This is a genomic window from Brachybacterium sp. (genome assembly GCF_036379615.1).
In the GTDB taxonomy this organism is placed as follows: Bacteria; Actinomycetota; Actinomycetes; order Actinomycetales; family Dermabacteraceae; genus Brachybacterium.
The window spans coordinates 108,146-123,077 of sequence record NZ_DASVGJ010000033.1 but is presented as its reverse complement, the minus strand read 5'-3'; the positions used below and the strand labels follow the sequence as shown (position 1 = coordinate 123,077).

The following is a 14,932-nucleotide window of genomic DNA, read 5'->3' as shown; positions in this document are numbered from 1 at the left end:
GGGCGAGGTCAGCCGGTGACGAGCTCGGCGAGGAGGGCGCGGGCGCCGCGGGTGCGGAGCACCTCGAGGGCGTGGAGGTAGGGCGCGGTGAACGCCTCCTGCTGGGCGAGGTCACCGAACAGCTCCTCATCGCGGAGGAAGGCGAGGGGGTCCTCGTCATGCGTCGCAGCGGCGGCCATGACGCGATCGCGGAGCCGATCCACCACGGGCCATTCCTCGCCGTTCTCGCCCGTCCCCTCGGCGTACCGCGCCCAGGAGGCGACGATCGCCGCGGAGGCGGAGACGTCTCGGCCGGCGGCCAGGTTCTCCTGGATCACCGGCACGAGCCAGGTGGGGATGCGGTCCGAGGACTCAGCGGCCAGGCGGGCGAGGGTGTCCTTGACCTCGCGGTTCGCGAAGCGGGCCATCAGCTCGTCCTTGTAGGCGGTCAGGTCGATGCCGGGGACCTCGGGGACGGCGGGCGTGCCCTCACGATCCATGTAGAGGGTGCGGGTGAAGGGCGCGAGGTGCTCGTCGACTGCGGCCTCGTCGGCGTAGGTCTGCCCGAGCAGGAGGCCGAAGTAGGCGATGGCCTGGTGGGAGCAGTTCAGCAGGCGCAGCTTCATCAGCTCGTACGGCTCGACGTCCTCGACCATCTGCACCCCCACCTCCTCATAGGCGGGGCGGCCGGTGGGGAACTCGTCCTCCAGCACCCACTGCACGAAGTCCTCGCTCACCACGGGCCAGGCGTCGTCGATCGCGTAGTCGGACGCGATCATCTCGATGTCCTCGGGGGCGGTGACCGGGGTGATGCGGTCGACCATGCAGTTGGGGAACGCGACGTCGCTCTCGATCCAGTCGGCGATCGGGGCGTCGCCGTGCAGGCCGTTCTCATCACGGCGGCGGGCATAGGCGAGGATCATCCGCTGGGCGAGATCACCGTTGCCGCGCACGTTGTCGCAGGACATCACCGTGAACGGGGCGGTGCCGGCCTCGCGGCGGCGGCGCAGCGCCTCGACGACGTAGCCGAACATCGTTCGGGGGGCGCCGACCAGGTGCGCGGTGTTCACCCCGTCGCCGTCCTCTCCGGCGCGCCCGGCGGCATCGGCCCCGGCGGAGTCGAAGCGGGTGGAGAGATCGGCGGCCACGGCCTCGGTCTCGAACTGGAACTCGCCGGTGGAGGGGTTGTAGTTGTAGCCGCCCTCGGTGACGGTGAGCGAGACGATCCGCACCGACGGGTCGGCCATCTGGGCGAGCACGGCCTCGGGGTCGTCGGGCGCGAAGAGGTACTTCGCGATGGAGCCGATCACACGGGGGTCGCGCGTCCCGTCGGGCGCTTTCGTGACCAGGGTGTAGAGACCGTCCTGGGTGGTGAGCGCATCACGCATGCGGGCATCGCCCGGCAGCAGGCCCACTCCGCAGATCGCCCAGTCGCGGTCACGGCCGGAGTTCATCAGCTGGTCCAGGAACATCGCCTGGTGCGCGCGATGGAAGCCGCCGACGCCGAAGTGGACGATGCCCACTGTGCGCTCGTCGAGCGGGTAGTCGGGCACCGCGACCTCGCCGCGTGCGGCGATCTCGGGCAGGGCGGAAGCGTTCAGAGCGGTCATGGCTCATCCTTCATCAGCGAGTGAGGTGGGGCCGACGATACACAGGTTCGCAGCAGATGAGCAGTGCCTTCCGCTCATCTGTTCTCGAGACGGGCACTCCCTGTCGAAGCTTCGCGGGGCACTGTCGAAGCTTCGCAGGGCACCGTCGAAGCTTCGCAGGGCACCGCAGGCGCTCCGACCCACCACCTCACTCGAAGAGCGCGGCGACCTGTTCGGCGAGCTCGGGCCCGAGGACGATGTCGTCCACCAGTCCGGAGCGGGCGGCGGCGAGGACCGCGTCGGGGCGGCCGACGGCCGGAGCTGCCGCGATCACCCGGGCCCGGCGCAGCTGGTCCGGGCGCACCCCGATCACACGATCCTCCATCGCGGAATGCCACACGGCCCCGTCGGCGCCCAGCAGGATCCCGCAGATCTCCGCGACCACTCCCGCCTCCCGCGCCTGGCGCTGCTCCTCCGGCCGCAGTCGGGCCCAGAGCGTCGAATCCCCCTCGGACCAGGCACCGATCGACACCGTGGCCACGTCGAGGGAGTCGGCCGCATCGAGGGTGGAGCGCACCTCCTCCATCGCCCGCAGCGAGGCCGCGACCTGCGCGGAGTCGACGATCAGCGGAGTTGGCAGCGCCCAGACCTGGCCGCGGGTGTGCGCCCCGAGGGAGTGCGCCAGGGCGGATGACTGCGCGGTGGAATAGCCGGAGGTGCTGAGGGACCCGACCAGCTGGACGACGTCGGCGCGGGAGAGCTGTCCGAGCGCCCCGGGAAGGTGCATGAGGGTGCGCGACCAGGCGACACCGAGGCGGCCGCCCTCCGGGAGCTGCGCCGTGAGCAGACGTGCGACCTGGCGGGCGATCGCGGCGCGCGCCGACTCCCCGGGGCGTTCGGCGGCGACGGTCACCGAGGAGACGCCGAGCCTCCGGGCGAGGGGCGCGAGATCGCGACCCGCGGCGACCGGGTCGACGATCTCGATGCGCACGATGCCCTCGTCGCGCGCCTCCTCGAGCAGGCGTGCGACTTGGAACCGGGAGAGGCCGTGGCGGCGGGCGAGCTCGACCTTCGAGGTCCCGTCGAGGTAGTGCTGCGAGGCGAGGGACACCTTGAGCGTGGCGTCGTGCGCGATGGCATCACCTATCGCGGCCTCGAGGCGCGATCCGCCCCCGGCTGATCCGCTGGATTCCATGTCGACACCTTCCGCGACCGGCACACATCGATCATCTGTGCCCTGGGTCTTGCTCATCAGAGGGTATATGACTACGCTCACTCTCAGGTGAGCACATCAGTCACTCACATGAGAGAACCGGCGGAGTCGCCGTTGATCCATCCGTGCGGTCGTCCTCACGGACGTCCGAGCCTGCAGCACCCGCCGATCCCCCTCTCGGCCCGAGCCGTCACAGGAGACCAGCTCATGGGACACCTCCCGCCTCCCCCACGCCGCCCCTCGGGACCTCAGGTCCCGCCGCGCCCCGTCGGCTCCGCGCCGCCCCGCGGCACCACCCCGGGCTCCAGCTCGGGCCCCGGTGTCAGCTCGGGCCCCGACTCCGGCGCCGGCACCAGCGCCGCCCTCACTCTCCCCTCGGCCCGCTGGTCCCGGCGCTCCGTGCTCGGGGCCGGCCTGGCCGGGCTCGGCGCGGCGGGCCTCGCCGCCTGCGGAGGTGGCTCCGGGAGCAGCGAGTCCCTGGTCGTCGCGATCGTCTCGAACCCGCAGATGCAGGACGCGATCAGCCTCATCAGCCACTTCACCGAGGCCCATCCCGACATCGACGTGCGCTTCGTGTCGCTGCCGGAGAACGAGGCGCGAGCGAAGATCACCGCCTCCGTCGCCTCCGGCGGCGGCGAGTTCGACGTCGTGATGATCTCCAACTACGAGACGCCGCTGTGGGCCGCCAACGGATGGCTCACCGACCTCGAGCCCTACATCGCGAAGACCGAGGGCTACCAGCCCGACGACTTCGTCCCCACCATCAAGGACGCCCTCACCGTGGACGGCTCGATGCACTCGGTGCCGTTCTACGGCGAGAGCGCGTTCCTCGTCTACCGCCAGGACCTCTTCGAGCAGGCCGGTCTCGAGATGCCCGAGCGTCCCAGCTGGGACGAGCTGCGGGAGTTCGCCGGCGCCCTGCACGATCCCGAGGCCGGCATGAACGGCATCGCGCTGCGCGGGCTGGCCGGCTGGGGCGAGAACCTCGCACCGATGAACACCGTCATCAACACCTTCGGCGGGCGCTGGTTCGACATGGACTGGACCCCGTCCCTCGGCTCCAGCGAGGTGCACGACGCGGTGAGCACCTACGTCGACACCGTGCGCACCTTCGGACAGACGGGCGCCGCGACCTCCGGCTTCGGGGACTGCCTGACCCTGGTCAGCCAGGGCAACGCCGCCATGTGGTTCGACGCCACCTCGATGGTCTCCGGCATCGAGGACCCCCGCTCCTCGACCGTCGTGGGGAAGACGGGATACGCCCTGGGACCCACCGATCTCGCCGAGTCCACGAGCTGGCTGTACACCTGGGCGCTGGCCATCCCGGAGACCAGCGAGAAGAAGGATGCGGCCTGGGAGTTCATCGCCTGGATGACCCATCCGGACTACTTCCAGCTGGTGGGCGAGGAGATCGGCTGGGAGGCGCTGCCGCCCGGTTCGCGGCTGTCCACGTATGAGATCCCCGAGTACGCGGAGCTCTCGAAGACCTACGCCCAGCCCACCCTGGACTCGATGGCGGCCGCCACCCAGGAGCAGTCCATGACCGAGGAGGTCCCCTACCCGGGGCTGCAGTTCGTCGGGATCCCCGAGTTCCAGGACCTCGGCACCCGCGTCGGCCAGCAGTTCTCCGCCGCGATCGCCGGTCAGAAGAGCGTCGACGAGGCGCTCGAGCAGTCCCAGGGCTTCGCCGAATCGGTGGCCCGCACCTACGGATGGGAGGGCTGAGCGATGTCGACAGCCACCGACACACCCGTCGGCCGCGGGGCCGACGCACCGGGCAGCCGGGCGGCCGACGACCCCCGTCGCCGCGCATCGCGAGGCTCGGAGCACTCCTCGGCCGAGGCATGGCGTCGGCGCCTCCCGCTGATGCCCGCCTTCCTCTTCGTGGTGATCTGCACCCAGATCCCGTTCCTGCTGACGATCTGGTACTCCCTGCGCTCACGGAACCTGCTGCGCCCCGAGGGCGAGGAGTTCGTGGGCCTGCGCAACTACCTCGACATCTTCATCGACTCCACCTTCCGCACCGCGGCGCTGAACTCGATCCTCATCACCCTGGGCTGCGTGCTGGTCTCGCTGGTGCTGGGGCTGGGGCTCGCACTGCTGCTGGACCGGAAGTTCTTCGGTCGCGGATTCATCCGCACTCTGCTCATCACGCCGTTCCTGATCATGCCGGTGGCCGGGGCGATGCTGTGGTCGATCTCGATGTTCGACCCGACGTACGGGCTGGTCAACTGGCTGATCAGCACGGTGGGGATCTCCCCCGTGGACTGGACCAGCCAGTTCCCGATGCTCTCGGTCATCATCGCGCTGGTGTGGCAGTGGACCCCGTTCATGATGCTGCTGCTCCTGGCGGGCCTGCAGTCCCAGACCGGTGACGTGCTCGAGGCCGCCTCGATGGACGGCGCCACCCCCTGGCAGACCTTCGTCCACATCACCCTCCCCCACCTGCGGTTCTACCTCGAGCTGTCGGTGCTGCTGGGCGCGATCTACGTCGTCAACACCTTCGACCAGATCTATCTGATGACGGCGGGCGGGCCCGGCACCGCGAGCGCGAACCTGCCGTTCTACATCTACCAGCGCGCCTTCCTCGGCTTCGACATCGGCCAGAGCGCCGCGATGGGCGTGGTCACGGTGATCGCCACGATCGTGATCGCCACCTTCGCCCTGCGCCTGATCTTCACGAGCATCAACTCCAAGGAGCAGTCATGAGCGCCACGACCCTCGACGCCCGGCCGAGCACCACCACCGCGATCACGCCGCGCCGGCCCCGGGGCAGCACCGGCGGGCTGCTGCTGACGGTGCTCGCCTGGGCCGCGGGGCTGCTCTTCTTCGCCCCCGTGGCGTGGATGGTGCTGACCAGCTTCAAACAGGAGAGCCAGGCGGCCTCGAACCCGCCCACCTTCTTCTTCACCCCCACGCTGGACCAGTACGCGGCGATCATCGGCTCCCCCGGGGCCGGCTCGTACCTGCTGAACTCGGTGATCGCCACCGTGGCCTCGACGCTGCTGGTGCTGATCCTCGCCGTGCCCGCCGCCTATGCGGTGAGCATCCGGCCCGTCAAGCGCACCCAGGACTTCCTGTTCTTCTTCATCTCCACCAAGATGCTGCCGGTGGTCGCCGTGATCATGCCGATCTACGTGATCGCCGGACAGATCAGGATGCTCGACAACATCCTCACCCTCATCGTCCTGTACACGGCGATGAACCTGCCGATCGCGGTGTGGATGATGCGCTCGTTCTTCCTCGAGGTGCCCGCCGAGGTGCTCGAGGCGGCCTCCATCGACGGCGCCTCGCTGATGCGGACGATGCGCACGGTGCTGCTGCCGATGGTCGCGCCGGGTGTCGCCGCCACAGCGCTGATCTGCGTGATCTTCGCGTGGAACGAGTTCTTCTTCGCCCTGAACCTCACCGCCGCGAACGCCGCGACCGTGCCGATCTTCCTGATGTCGACCATGACCTCGGAGGGGCTGTTCCTGGCCCGGCTCTCCGCCGCCTCGGTGCTCGCCTCGCTGCCCGTGGTGCTGGCCGGCTGGATCGCACAGAAGCAGCTGGTGCGCGGCCTGTCGATGGGCGCGGTGAAGTAAGCCGAGGGACGCGGCGCCGGGGGGTGGTGCCGGGACGTGGCGCCGGGACGTGGTGGCGGGGCGTGGGGCCGGGACATGGTGGCGGGGCGTGGGGCCGGGACGTGGTGGCGGGGCGTGGGGCCGGGGTGTGGCCCACCCAGCGCAGCGAGCGGGGCAGATATGGCCCGCCCACCGCACCGAGCTCCGGGACCTTGGGACCCATCACGCTGAGCGACACAAACATGGGGGAATGGCCGACGCATTCCCCCATGTTCGTACCACTGACGGGAAAGGGCGTGCCGCGCGGGCCGCTGGCGGGGAAGGGCGTGCCGCGGGGGGCCGCTCACGGGACGGCGCCGCACGGGGGAGCCGGAGGGGGCGTGCCCGGGTCAGTCCCCCGGCACCTCGGCCTCGATCTCGGCGAGCCAGGCCTTCGCGGTCGCGTCGGACGGCATCCGCCAGTCGCCGCGCGGGGAGAGCGATCCGCCGGCGAGCACCTTCGGCGCGTTGGGCAGGGCGGAGCGCTTGAACTGGTTGGAGAAGAAGCGCTTCGTGAACACGGTCAGCCAGTGCTTGATCTCGGCGCGGGTGAAGGAGCGCTCGTCGGCCTCGAGGTAACCTGCCGGCCACTCCCCCGCCTCGACATCACCCCAGGCCTGATGGGCGAGGTAAGCGGTCTTCGCGGGGCCGTCGCCGCGGCGCAGCAGGTGGTAGAGGAAGAAGTCGTGCAGCGCGTAGGGGCCGATGGAGTCCTCCGTGGACTGCGCCTTCTCCCCCTCGCGGGTGGGGATCAGCTCCGGGGTGATCTCGGTGTCGAGCACCGCCTGCAGCACGCCGGTCGCGTCGTCGCCGAAGATGTCCTCGGCGATCACCCAGCGGATCAGGTGCTGGATGAGGGTCTTGGGCACGCCGGCGTTCACGCCGTAGTGGGACATGTGGTCGCCCACGCCGTAGGTGCACCAGCCCAGCGCCAGCTCGGAGAGGTCCCCGGTGCCCACCACGATCCCGCCGAGATGGTTCGCGAGGCGGAAGAGGTAGTCGTAGCGCAGCCCGGCCTGGACGTTCTCGAAGGTGACGTCGTAGACCTCCTCGCCGTCACCGAAGGGGTGGTGCATGTCCTTCAGCATCTGGGTGGCGGCAGGGCGGATGTCGAGGGTCTCGAAGCTCGCCCCGATCGCGGTGGAGAGCAGCTCGGCGTTGGAGCGGGTGTGCTCCGTGGTCGCGAAGCCCGGCATCGTGTAGGTGAGGATCTCGGAGCGGTCGCGGCCCAGCAGATCCATCGCCCGCGCGCACACCAGCAGGGCGTGGGTGGAGTCCAGGCCGCCGGAGACGCCGAGCACGGGGCGGGCACCGCCGGGCTTGTCGCCGCCGATCGCGCTCAGCCGACGCACGAGCCCCGCCACCTGGATGGAGAACGCTTCGTAGCAGTCCTGGGCCAGGCGGGCCGGGTCGTCGGGCACGAAGGGGAAGCGGTCGAGCTTGCGGCGCAGCGGGCCGGTGGGCGGCGGCGTGCGCAGGGCGCGCGGCTCGATCCCGGTCTCGGCGCTGCTCGCGTCATGACGGGCCTGGGCCGCGCCGCGGCGCCGGCCGAGCAGGATCGGCGCGAGCATCTCCTCGGCGTCGACGTCGGCGTCGGCGTCGGCGTCCATGTCGGCCTCGTCCCCGACGTCTGCCGTTTCCCAGGGGCCGAAGAGCGAGGTGCTCTCCCAGGTCTGGAACTTCTCGAGCGAGGTCGCGTGCGTGCGTCGGTTGTCGTCGAAGGTGTTCTGGCGGCGGCGCTCGGCGACGATCCGATCCAGGTCGATGTCGGCGATCGTGAAGCGCGGGCCCTGCGGGAAGCGCTCCGTCTCCCCCAGCAGGTCACCGCACTCGTACACGAAGGTCTGGCCGTCCCAGGCGAGGTCGGTCGTGGACTCCCCCTCCCCGGCGGCGGCGTAGACGTAGGCGCTCTGGGTGCGTGCGGACGCGGAGCGCGCGAGAAGCTTGCGGTCATCGGCCCGGCCGATCGTGATCGGGGAGCCCGAGAGGTTCACGGTCACGGTCGCCCCGGCGAGCGCGGCCTCGGCCGAGGGCGGGATCGGGACCCACATGTCCTCGCAGATCTCGACATGGAGCTTCAGTCCGGGGACGTCCTCGACCGTGATGATGCCGTGGGGCGTGAGCTCGGCGAACTGGCCGCCGAGCACCACGGACTCGTCGCAGGCGTCGTCCCCGGGCGCGAACCAGCGGCGCTCGTAGAACTCGCGGTAGGTGGGGAGGTTCTGCTTGGGGGCGATGCCGAGGATCCGCCCGCGATGGATCACGACGGCGCAGTTGAAGATCCGCGAGCGGTCCTTCGCGCGCATCGGCGCGCCGAGCACGATGATCGGCATCAGGTCCTCGCTCGCCTTCAGGACCGTCAGCACCGCCTCCTCGGCGGCGTCCAGCAGCGGCTCCTGCATGACCAGGTCATCCAGCGAGTAGCCGGTCAGGGACAGCTCGGGGAACACGGCCAGGCCCACCTGCTGCGCATCCAAGTCGCCGAGCACCTCCAGGTGACGCTCGGCGTTGGTGGCCGGGTCACCGAGCGCGACCGGCAGCGTCACCGCGGCGGCGCGCAGGAAGCCGTGATCGTAGATCGAGGCGTGGGGGTCCGACGGGTCGTCGTGGGAGACCGTAGGCAGGGCGCGCTCGAGGGCATGGGCGCGGTCGGCCTCGGTCAGGTGCGAGGCGGAGGGCACCGGGGCCGACGCCGCGTCCCGCTCGTGATGGGCCGGGGCGGGGCGCGGCGGCGTGTTCTGCCCCGGAGGCTGCGATGCTGCCTGATCAGAGGGCTGCGAGGCGCCCTTGTCGGAGGGCTGCGGGGAGGCGGGCTGCGACGCGGTGCTCATGGAGCGAGCGTAATCCAGGCACCGCCTCGCAGGGCAGGTGCGCGCTGCTCACCGGGGGAAGGGCACGCCCGTCAGCTCCTGGGTCCACTCCCACACCCGCCGCGCCTCGTCGGCGCTGCGCAGCGAGGGGTACAGCGCCTGCTCGCCGGGGCCGCCGCCGACGCGGGCGGGGCCCGTCGGCCCATGGAGCCTGCCGCCGCCCGCCTCGGGCGAGGTCGAGGCGAGCAGCGCGGGCAGCGCCGCGGTCTCGGGAGTGCCCACGAGGATCCCGCGCCGCGAGAGCGCGCCGATGAAGCGGCGGCCGACGGTGTCCCCCGAGCGACCGAGCGTCGGCTGCGCGGCGAGCAGGTTCGTGGGGGCGACTCCCGGATGGGAGAGTCCGCTGCGCACGCCCCAGCCGCCGGCCAGGCTGCGCCGGTCCAGCTCGAGGCCGAGCAGGCCGAGCGCGATCTTCGACTGCCGGTAGGCGCGCATCGGATCGTAGGAGCGCTCGTGCTGGGGATCCTCCCAGTCGATGCCTCCCCGCGCGGCGGCGATGCTGGTCTGCCAGGTGATGCTCGCGCCGGACTCGCGCAGCAGCGGCATCAGCGCCGCGACCAGTGCGGCGTGGCCGAGGTGGTTCGCGCCCAGCTGCAGCTCGAAGCCGTCCTCGGTGGTGCGGCGCTCGGGCGGTGTCATCACCCCGGCGTTCGCGATGAGGTGGTGGATCGGCGCCCCCGCGTCCAGGAGCGTGGCCGCCAGCGCGCCGACGGAGGTGAGGGAGGCGAGGTCCAGCGCACGCAGCGACACCTGGGCGCCGGGCACCTCGGCACGGATCGACTCCGCCGCGCGCTCACCCTTGGCCGGGTTCCGCACGGGCAGGATCACTTCCGCGCCGGCGGCGGCGAGGCGGCGGGCTATCACCACGCCGATGCCGTCGGAGGCACCGGTGACGACGGCTCGGCGGCCGGTGAGATCGGGAAGGGCGAGGTCGGGGGCGGTGCGGGCCATGAGGGTTCCTCGGGTGCGTGTCGACGGGGTGGACGGGGTGGTCGAGGTGGACGGGGTGGTCGAGGTGACCGGGCTGGTCAGGGTGGACGAGATCCAGCGTGGCGCTCCCCGCGCCGCGCATCCAGGGATCGACGCTCCTACGCTGCGGCGAGGCGGACCGTTGCCTGCGCGCCCCCGTCGGACTAGAAAGAGACCCCGACGGGATCGGCCCGCCCGGCGGGCCCAGCCGTCGGGGCCGCACTGGACACCGCAGACCCAGCGGCCGCACGGAGCCGCACGGGACTCTGCGGCCGCACCAGACCCACCGGCCGCAGTCGCCGACACGAAGGGGCACCGATGAGCATCGACCGTGAGGGGCTGGCCGTCTTCCTGCGCGGACGGCGCGAAGCGCTGCAGCCCGAGGACGTCGGCCTCCCGCGCGGCAGCCGCCGACGCACCAGCGGACTGCGGCGCGAGGAGCTCGCGGCGCTGTGCCATATGTCGGCCGACTACCTCTCCCGGATCGAACAACGGCGCGGCCCGCAGCCCTCCGAGCAGATGCTGGTCTCGATCGCGCAGGGACTCCACCTCACCCACGACGAGCGCGACCATCTGTTCCTGCTGGCCGGGCACCGCCCGCCCGAGCGCGAGGGAGTCGGCGAGCACATCGGCCCCGGCCTGATGCGAATCCTGGACCGCCTCCAGGACACCCCGGCGGAGATCATCACCGAACTCGGCGAGACCCTCCGCCAGACCCCGCCCGGCATCGCGCTGACCGGCGATCTCACCGCCTTCACCGGTGCCTCCCGCGCCATCGGATACCGGTGGTTCACCCGTCCCGGCGCGCGCGATCTCTACGACCCCGCCGATCACGACGTTCTCTCCCGGCTGTGGGTCTCGGGGCTGCGGGAGGTTGCGACCCGGCGCGGCCCCACCTCCCGCGCCGCCCGCCTGACGGAGGACCTCACCCGCCGCAGCGAGGAGTTCCGGGAGCTGTGGGAGCGGCAGGAGGTGGGCCTGCGGCCGCGGGAGGTGAAGCACTTCCTGCATCCCGAGGTGGGCCCGCTCGCGCTGAACTGCCAGTCGCTGCACGATCCGAGCACCTCGCAGGCACTTCTGGTCTACACCGCGCAGCCCGGCACCGAGAGCCACGAGAAGCTGCAGCTGCTGTCGATGCTGGGGGCGTCGGCCGCGGTCTGAGGTGCAGGTCGGGACCGACCCCGACCTGCTATAGGTTGAGGCGATGGAATCTCGCGAGGCCCGGCCCCTGGAGGGAGCGGCATGAACTCCCGCAGGCCCCTGCTGGGCTGGCTGCTGATCGCCCCCAGCCTGATCGGCGTGAGCGCCTTCCTGATCCTGCCTGTCGTGCTGGCCTTCGTCGTGTCCCTGTTCCGCTGGGACCTGCTCGGCACGCGGCGTTTCATCGGTCTGGAGAACTACTCCTCTCTGCTCGGCGACGGGGCGCTGGCCAACTCTCTGCTGGTCACCGCGATCTTCACCCTGATCTCGGTGCCGGTCTCCCTCGGGATCGGACTGGTGCTCGCCACCCAGCTGGTGCGCGCCCTGCCCGGCTCGGCGATCGTGCGGGTGATCGTGGTGATCCCCTGGGTGTGCGCACCGCTGGCCCTGGGCGTGGTGTGGAAGTGGATCTTCCAGCCGTCGGTCGGAGCATTGAACCAGCTCCTGGGCGTGCGCATCGAATGGCTGACCGACCCGTCGCTCGCCCTGCCCGCGGTGGCGTTCGTGGCGATCTGGCAGAACGTCGGCTACATCTCGCTGTTCTTCCAGGCCGGGCTGACCCGCATCCCCGGCTCGATCTACGAGGCCGCCCGCATCGACGGTGCCGGCCCCGCTCAGCAGCTGTGGTTCATGACCATCCCGCTGCTGCGACCGACGACGTTCTTCCTCGCGGTCACCCAGGTGGTGGCGAGCTTCCAGATGTTCGACATGGTCTTCGCCCTCACCGGCGGCGGGCCGCAGCACCGCACCGAGGTCATCGCCTCGCTCATCTACCACGAGGCCTTCGTCTCCAGCCGCCTGGGCCGCGCGAGCGCCGTCGCGGTGATCCTGTTCCTCCTGCTGGTGGTGATCACGGTGGCCCAGCAGCGCTGGTTCTCCCGCCGCATCACCTACGACATGAGCTGAGAGGAGGCCGACGAGATGACCGCACCGCACTCCACCGGACCGCACACCCCCACCGATGCTCCCGGGGCCGCCCCCGCGCGCCCGACGAACCGACGCCGCCTCACCGGCTCGCTGCTCGCCCGGCGCCTGCTCGGCCACGGCGTCACCTACCTGGTCCTCGCCCTCGCCGCCGCCCTCACCCTGGGCCCGTTCCTGTTCTCCGTGATGACGGCGTTCACCTCTACCCGGCAGTTCGCCCAGGAAGGGCCGTTGTCGATCCCCGCACCGCCGGTGCTGGAGAACGTCATCGGTCTGTTCACGTCACCGGACGGGTTCGTCACCCCGGTGGTCGTCACCGTGCAGATGGTCGCGGTGATCCTGGCGGGCCAGATGGTGTTCTCGGTGCTGGCCGCCTATGCCTTCGCCCAGCTCCGCTTCCCCGGCCGTGACCTGCTGTTCTGGGTGTACATCGCGACGCTGATGGTGCCGCAGGTGGTCGTGGTGGTGCCGCTGTACCTGATGATGAGCGAGGTGGGGCTGCGCAACACCTTCTGGGCGCTGATCCTCCCCTTCGTGCTCGGCTCCCCGTACGCGATCTTCCTGCTGCGGGAGAACTTCCGCGGCGTGCCCGGCGAGCTGATGGACGCGATGCGGATCGACGGCGCGGGCACGCTGCGCCTGCTGTGGCACCTGGTGGCGCCGCTGAACCGCCCCATCATCGTCACGCTGGTGCTGATCACGGTGGTCACGCACTGGAACAACTTCATGTGGCCGATGGTGATCACCTCCGGCCCCGAGTGGCGCGTCATCACCGTGGCGACCTCTGCCCTGCAGTCGCAGTACAACGACAACTGGACCCTGGTGATGGCGGGGACCACGCTCGCGATGCTGCCGCTGGTGCTCCTGATGGTCGTCTTCCAGAAGCAGATCACCCGCTCCGTGGGAGATGCCACCCTGCGCTGACCGGACGGGCTGTGCCAGACGCCGCGCAGGGCCGGACGTCGGGCGCGCGCCCCAGCCGAGCCTGGCCCCGCACGCCAGCGTGACGAACCGGGTCGAATACGCGAGCCATTCCCCCATGTCTGCGACATTCGCGACGGTGCCCGGGGCCAGCGACGGCGCCCGAGGCCAGCGACGGCGCCGGGGGTCCGCGGCGTCACCGTCGGTCATACGTCGCCCCGGAACGCTCGGCCGCGGACGATAATGGACAGGACTCCACTGCTCGGAAGGATCTCCTCATGGTCAACCGCCGTACCCTCCTCTCCTCTTTCGCCGCCGCCGGCCTGCTCGGCACCGCTGCGGCCTGCTCCCCGTCCGGCAGCGGCGGTGACGGCAACGGCGGTGGCGCGAGCGACGGCGGCGGCACGACGGGCGAGAAGGGTTCGCTCACCTTCCGCCTGTGGGACGAGAACGCCGTGGCCGCCTACGAGGAATCCTTCGCCGCGTTCACCGAGGCCAGCGGCTGGGGCGTGAGCATCGACGTGGTGCCGTGGGCTGACTACTGGACGCGCCTGCCGCTGGATGTGGCCAGCGGTGACGCGGCGGACGTGTACTGGATGAACTCCGCGAACTACATCCAGCTGAAGGACTCCGACGCCCTGCTGGACATCCACGAGGTGGTCCCCGACGGTGCCGCGCAGTGGGAGAAGTCCGTGGTGGACCTCTACACCCGCGACGGCGGGCTGTGGGGCGTCCCCCAGATCTGGGACTCGATCGCCCTGTTCTACAACAAGACACTGGTGGAGGAGGCCGGGGTGGACCCGTCGGCCCTCGCCTTCGACCCCACCGCCGATTCGGACTCCCTGCGCGAGGCCGGCGCGACGCTGACCGTGGACGGCGCCGGGAAGCACCCGGGCGAGGACGGCTTCGACGCCGACTCCCGCGAGCAGTTCGGGTTCAACTCGCAGGCCGACCGCCAGGCGATCATCGGCCCGATGCTGGCCGCCAACGGTGCGCAGTGGCAGGAGGACGACGAGTACACCTTCGCCTCCCCCGAGGGCATCGAGGCGTTCCAGTACATGGCCGACCTCATCAACGTCGAGCACATCGCCCCGAGCGCTGCGGACACCAATGAGAACGGCGACTTCACCCGCGACCTGTTCACCCAGGGCAAGCTGGGCCTGTTCCAGTCCGGGCCGTACAACCTGCTCGCGATCTCCGACGGGGTCGCGGACTCCTTCGAGTGGGCGCTGGCGGCGCCGGTCTCGGGCCCGGAAGGGCCGAAGTCGCTGGTCCACGGCGTGGTCGCGGTGGGCAATGCGCAGGCCGACGAGGAGCAGCAGGCCGGGATCAAGGAGCTGCTGACCTGGCTGGGCAGCAAGGAGGGCCAGCTGCCGCTGGCCGAGCAGGGCGTCTCCTTCCCCGGCCATGTGGACGCGCAGGAGGCCTTCATCGACTTCTGGAACGAGAAGGGCGTGGACGTGAGCGTCTTCGTGGATGCCGCGAAGAACTCCGCCGAGGCCGACACCGGCGCCCGCGCGAACGCCGGCCTCACCGCCGCGATCCCGATCTTCCAGGAGGTCTTCATCGGTCGCCTCACCGCCGAGGAGGGCATCCCGCAGGCGCAGGAGGAGGGCAACGCCGCCATGGCGGAATGAGCAGCGCCCCGGTGGAGCAGGCGGCGCG

11 protein-coding genes are annotated in these 14,932 nt (G+C 70.9%); 7 read left to right on the top strand and 4 right to left on the bottom strand.

What is annotated here, in order from left to right:
* Positions 1-8: 8 nt before the first annotated feature.
* A complete protein-coding gene (locus VF289_RS05985) occupies positions 9-1,589 on the bottom strand; it encodes a mannitol dehydrogenase family protein (RefSeq protein WP_330882109.1) in 1,581 nt (526 codons plus the stop codon).
* A 187-nt stretch (positions 1,590-1,776) separates the two neighbouring features.
* Positions 1,777-2,763, bottom strand: a complete 987-nt coding sequence (locus VF289_RS05980; RefSeq protein WP_330882107.1) for a sugar-binding transcriptional regulator — start codon at positions 2,761-2,763, stop codon at positions 1,777-1,779.
* 225 nt (positions 2,764-2,988) lie between these two features.
* Here VF289_RS05980 and VF289_RS05975 point away from each other — a divergent pair, with 225 nt between their 5' ends.
* From VF289_RS05975 to VF289_RS05965, 3 genes are read left to right on the top strand one after another with little or no spacing between them, the layout of a single operon-like run.
* Complete coding sequence (locus tag VF289_RS05975) at positions 2,989-4,506, top strand: sugar ABC transporter substrate-binding protein (protein WP_330882105.1); 1,518 nt, start codon at positions 2,989-2,991, stop codon at positions 4,504-4,506.
* Between the two features lie 3 nt (positions 4,507-4,509).
* On the top strand, positions 4,510-5,490 hold the full coding sequence (locus VF289_RS05970; protein WP_330882103.1) for a sugar ABC transporter permease: 981 nt from the start codon (positions 4,510-4,512) through the stop codon (positions 5,488-5,490).
* Positions 5,487-6,365 (top strand): carbohydrate ABC transporter permease, encoded by an 879-nt coding sequence (locus tag VF289_RS05965; protein WP_330882101.1) that lies wholly within the window; start codon positions 5,487-5,489, stop codon positions 6,363-6,365. Before VF289_RS05970 ends, VF289_RS05965 begins: the two co-directional genes overlap by 4 nt.
* Positions 6,366-6,733: 368 nt before the next feature.
* Here the strand turns inward: VF289_RS05965 and VF289_RS05960 are convergent, their stop codons facing one another.
* Both VF289_RS05960 and VF289_RS05955 read right to left on the bottom strand, forming a co-directional pair.
* Positions 6,734-9,214, bottom strand: coding sequence for an NAD(+) synthase (locus VF289_RS05960; protein WP_330882099.1), 2,481 nt, complete (start codon positions 9,212-9,214; stop codon positions 6,734-6,736).
* Positions 9,215-9,262: 48 nt separating this feature from the next.
* On the bottom strand, positions 9,263-10,204 hold the full coding sequence (locus VF289_RS05955; protein ID WP_330882097.1) for an SDR family oxidoreductase: 942 nt from the start codon (positions 10,202-10,204) through the stop codon (positions 9,263-9,265).
* A 336-nt stretch (positions 10,205-10,540) separates the two neighbouring features.
* On the opposite strand from VF289_RS05955, the gene VF289_RS05950 reads away from it, so the two are divergent.
* The 4 genes from VF289_RS05950 to VF289_RS05935 all read left to right on the top strand — a co-directional run bounded on the left by VF289_RS05950 (position 10,541) and on the right by VF289_RS05935 (position 14,904).
* Positions 10,541-11,383, top strand: a complete 843-nt coding sequence (locus VF289_RS05950) for a helix-turn-helix transcriptional regulator (protein ID WP_330882095.1) — start codon at positions 10,541-10,543, stop codon at positions 11,381-11,383.
* A gap of 81 nt (positions 11,384-11,464) precedes the next feature.
* Positions 11,465-12,328, top strand: coding sequence for a sugar ABC transporter permease (locus VF289_RS05945; RefSeq protein ID WP_330882093.1), 864 nt, complete (start codon positions 11,465-11,467; stop codon positions 12,326-12,328).
* A gap of 15 nt (positions 12,329-12,343) precedes the next feature.
* The gene (locus VF289_RS05940; RefSeq protein ID WP_330882079.1) at positions 12,344-13,270 is read left to right on the top strand and encodes a carbohydrate ABC transporter permease; all 927 of its coding nucleotides are present in this window, start codon (positions 12,344-12,346) and stop codon (positions 13,268-13,270) included.
* A gap of 275 nt (positions 13,271-13,545) precedes the next feature.
* A complete protein-coding gene (locus VF289_RS05935) occupies positions 13,546-14,904 on the top strand; it encodes a sugar ABC transporter substrate-binding protein (protein WP_330882077.1) in 1,359 nt (452 codons plus the stop codon).
* The last annotated feature ends 28 nt before the right edge of the window (positions 14,905-14,932 follow it).

What these genes read in the sequence shown, in the direction of transcription:
- VF289_RS05960 (WP_330882099.1), bottom strand. Translation starts at nt 9,214, where the DNA reads ATGAGCACCGCGTCGCAGCCCGCCTCCCCGCAGCCCTCCGACAAGGGC.
- VF289_RS05975 (WP_330882105.1), top strand. Translation starts at nt 2,989, where the DNA reads ATGGGACACCTCCCGCCTCCCCCACGCCGCCCCTCGGGACCTCAGGTC.
- VF289_RS05970 (WP_330882103.1), top strand. Translation starts at nt 4,510, where the DNA reads ATGTCGACAGCCACCGACACACCCGTCGGCCGCGGGGCCGACGCACCG.
- VF289_RS05940 (WP_330882079.1), top strand. Translation starts at nt 12,344, where the DNA reads ATGACCGCACCGCACTCCACCGGACCGCACACCCCCACCGATGCTCCC.
- VF289_RS05985 (WP_330882109.1), bottom strand. Translation starts at nt 1,589, where the DNA reads ATGACCGCTCTGAACGCTTCCGCCCTGCCCGAGATCGCCGCACGCGGC.
- VF289_RS05935 (WP_330882077.1), top strand. Translation starts at nt 13,546, where the DNA reads ATGGTCAACCGCCGTACCCTCCTCTCCTCTTTCGCCGCCGCCGGCCTG.
- VF289_RS05955 (WP_330882097.1), bottom strand. Translation starts at nt 10,204, where the DNA reads ATGGCCCGCACCGCCCCCGACCTCGCCCTTCCCGATCTCACCGGCCGC.
- VF289_RS05950 (WP_330882095.1), top strand. Translation starts at nt 10,541, where the DNA reads ATGAGCATCGACCGTGAGGGGCTGGCCGTCTTCCTGCGCGGACGGCGC.
- VF289_RS05980 (WP_330882107.1), bottom strand. Translation starts at nt 2,763, where the DNA reads ATGGAATCCAGCGGATCAGCCGGGGGCGGATCGCGCCTCGAGGCCGCG.
- VF289_RS05965 (WP_330882101.1), top strand. Translation starts at nt 5,487, where the DNA reads ATGAGCGCCACGACCCTCGACGCCCGGCCGAGCACCACCACCGCGATC.
- VF289_RS05945 (WP_330882093.1), top strand. Translation starts at nt 11,465, where the DNA reads ATGAACTCCCGCAGGCCCCTGCTGGGCTGGCTGCTGATCGCCCCCAGC.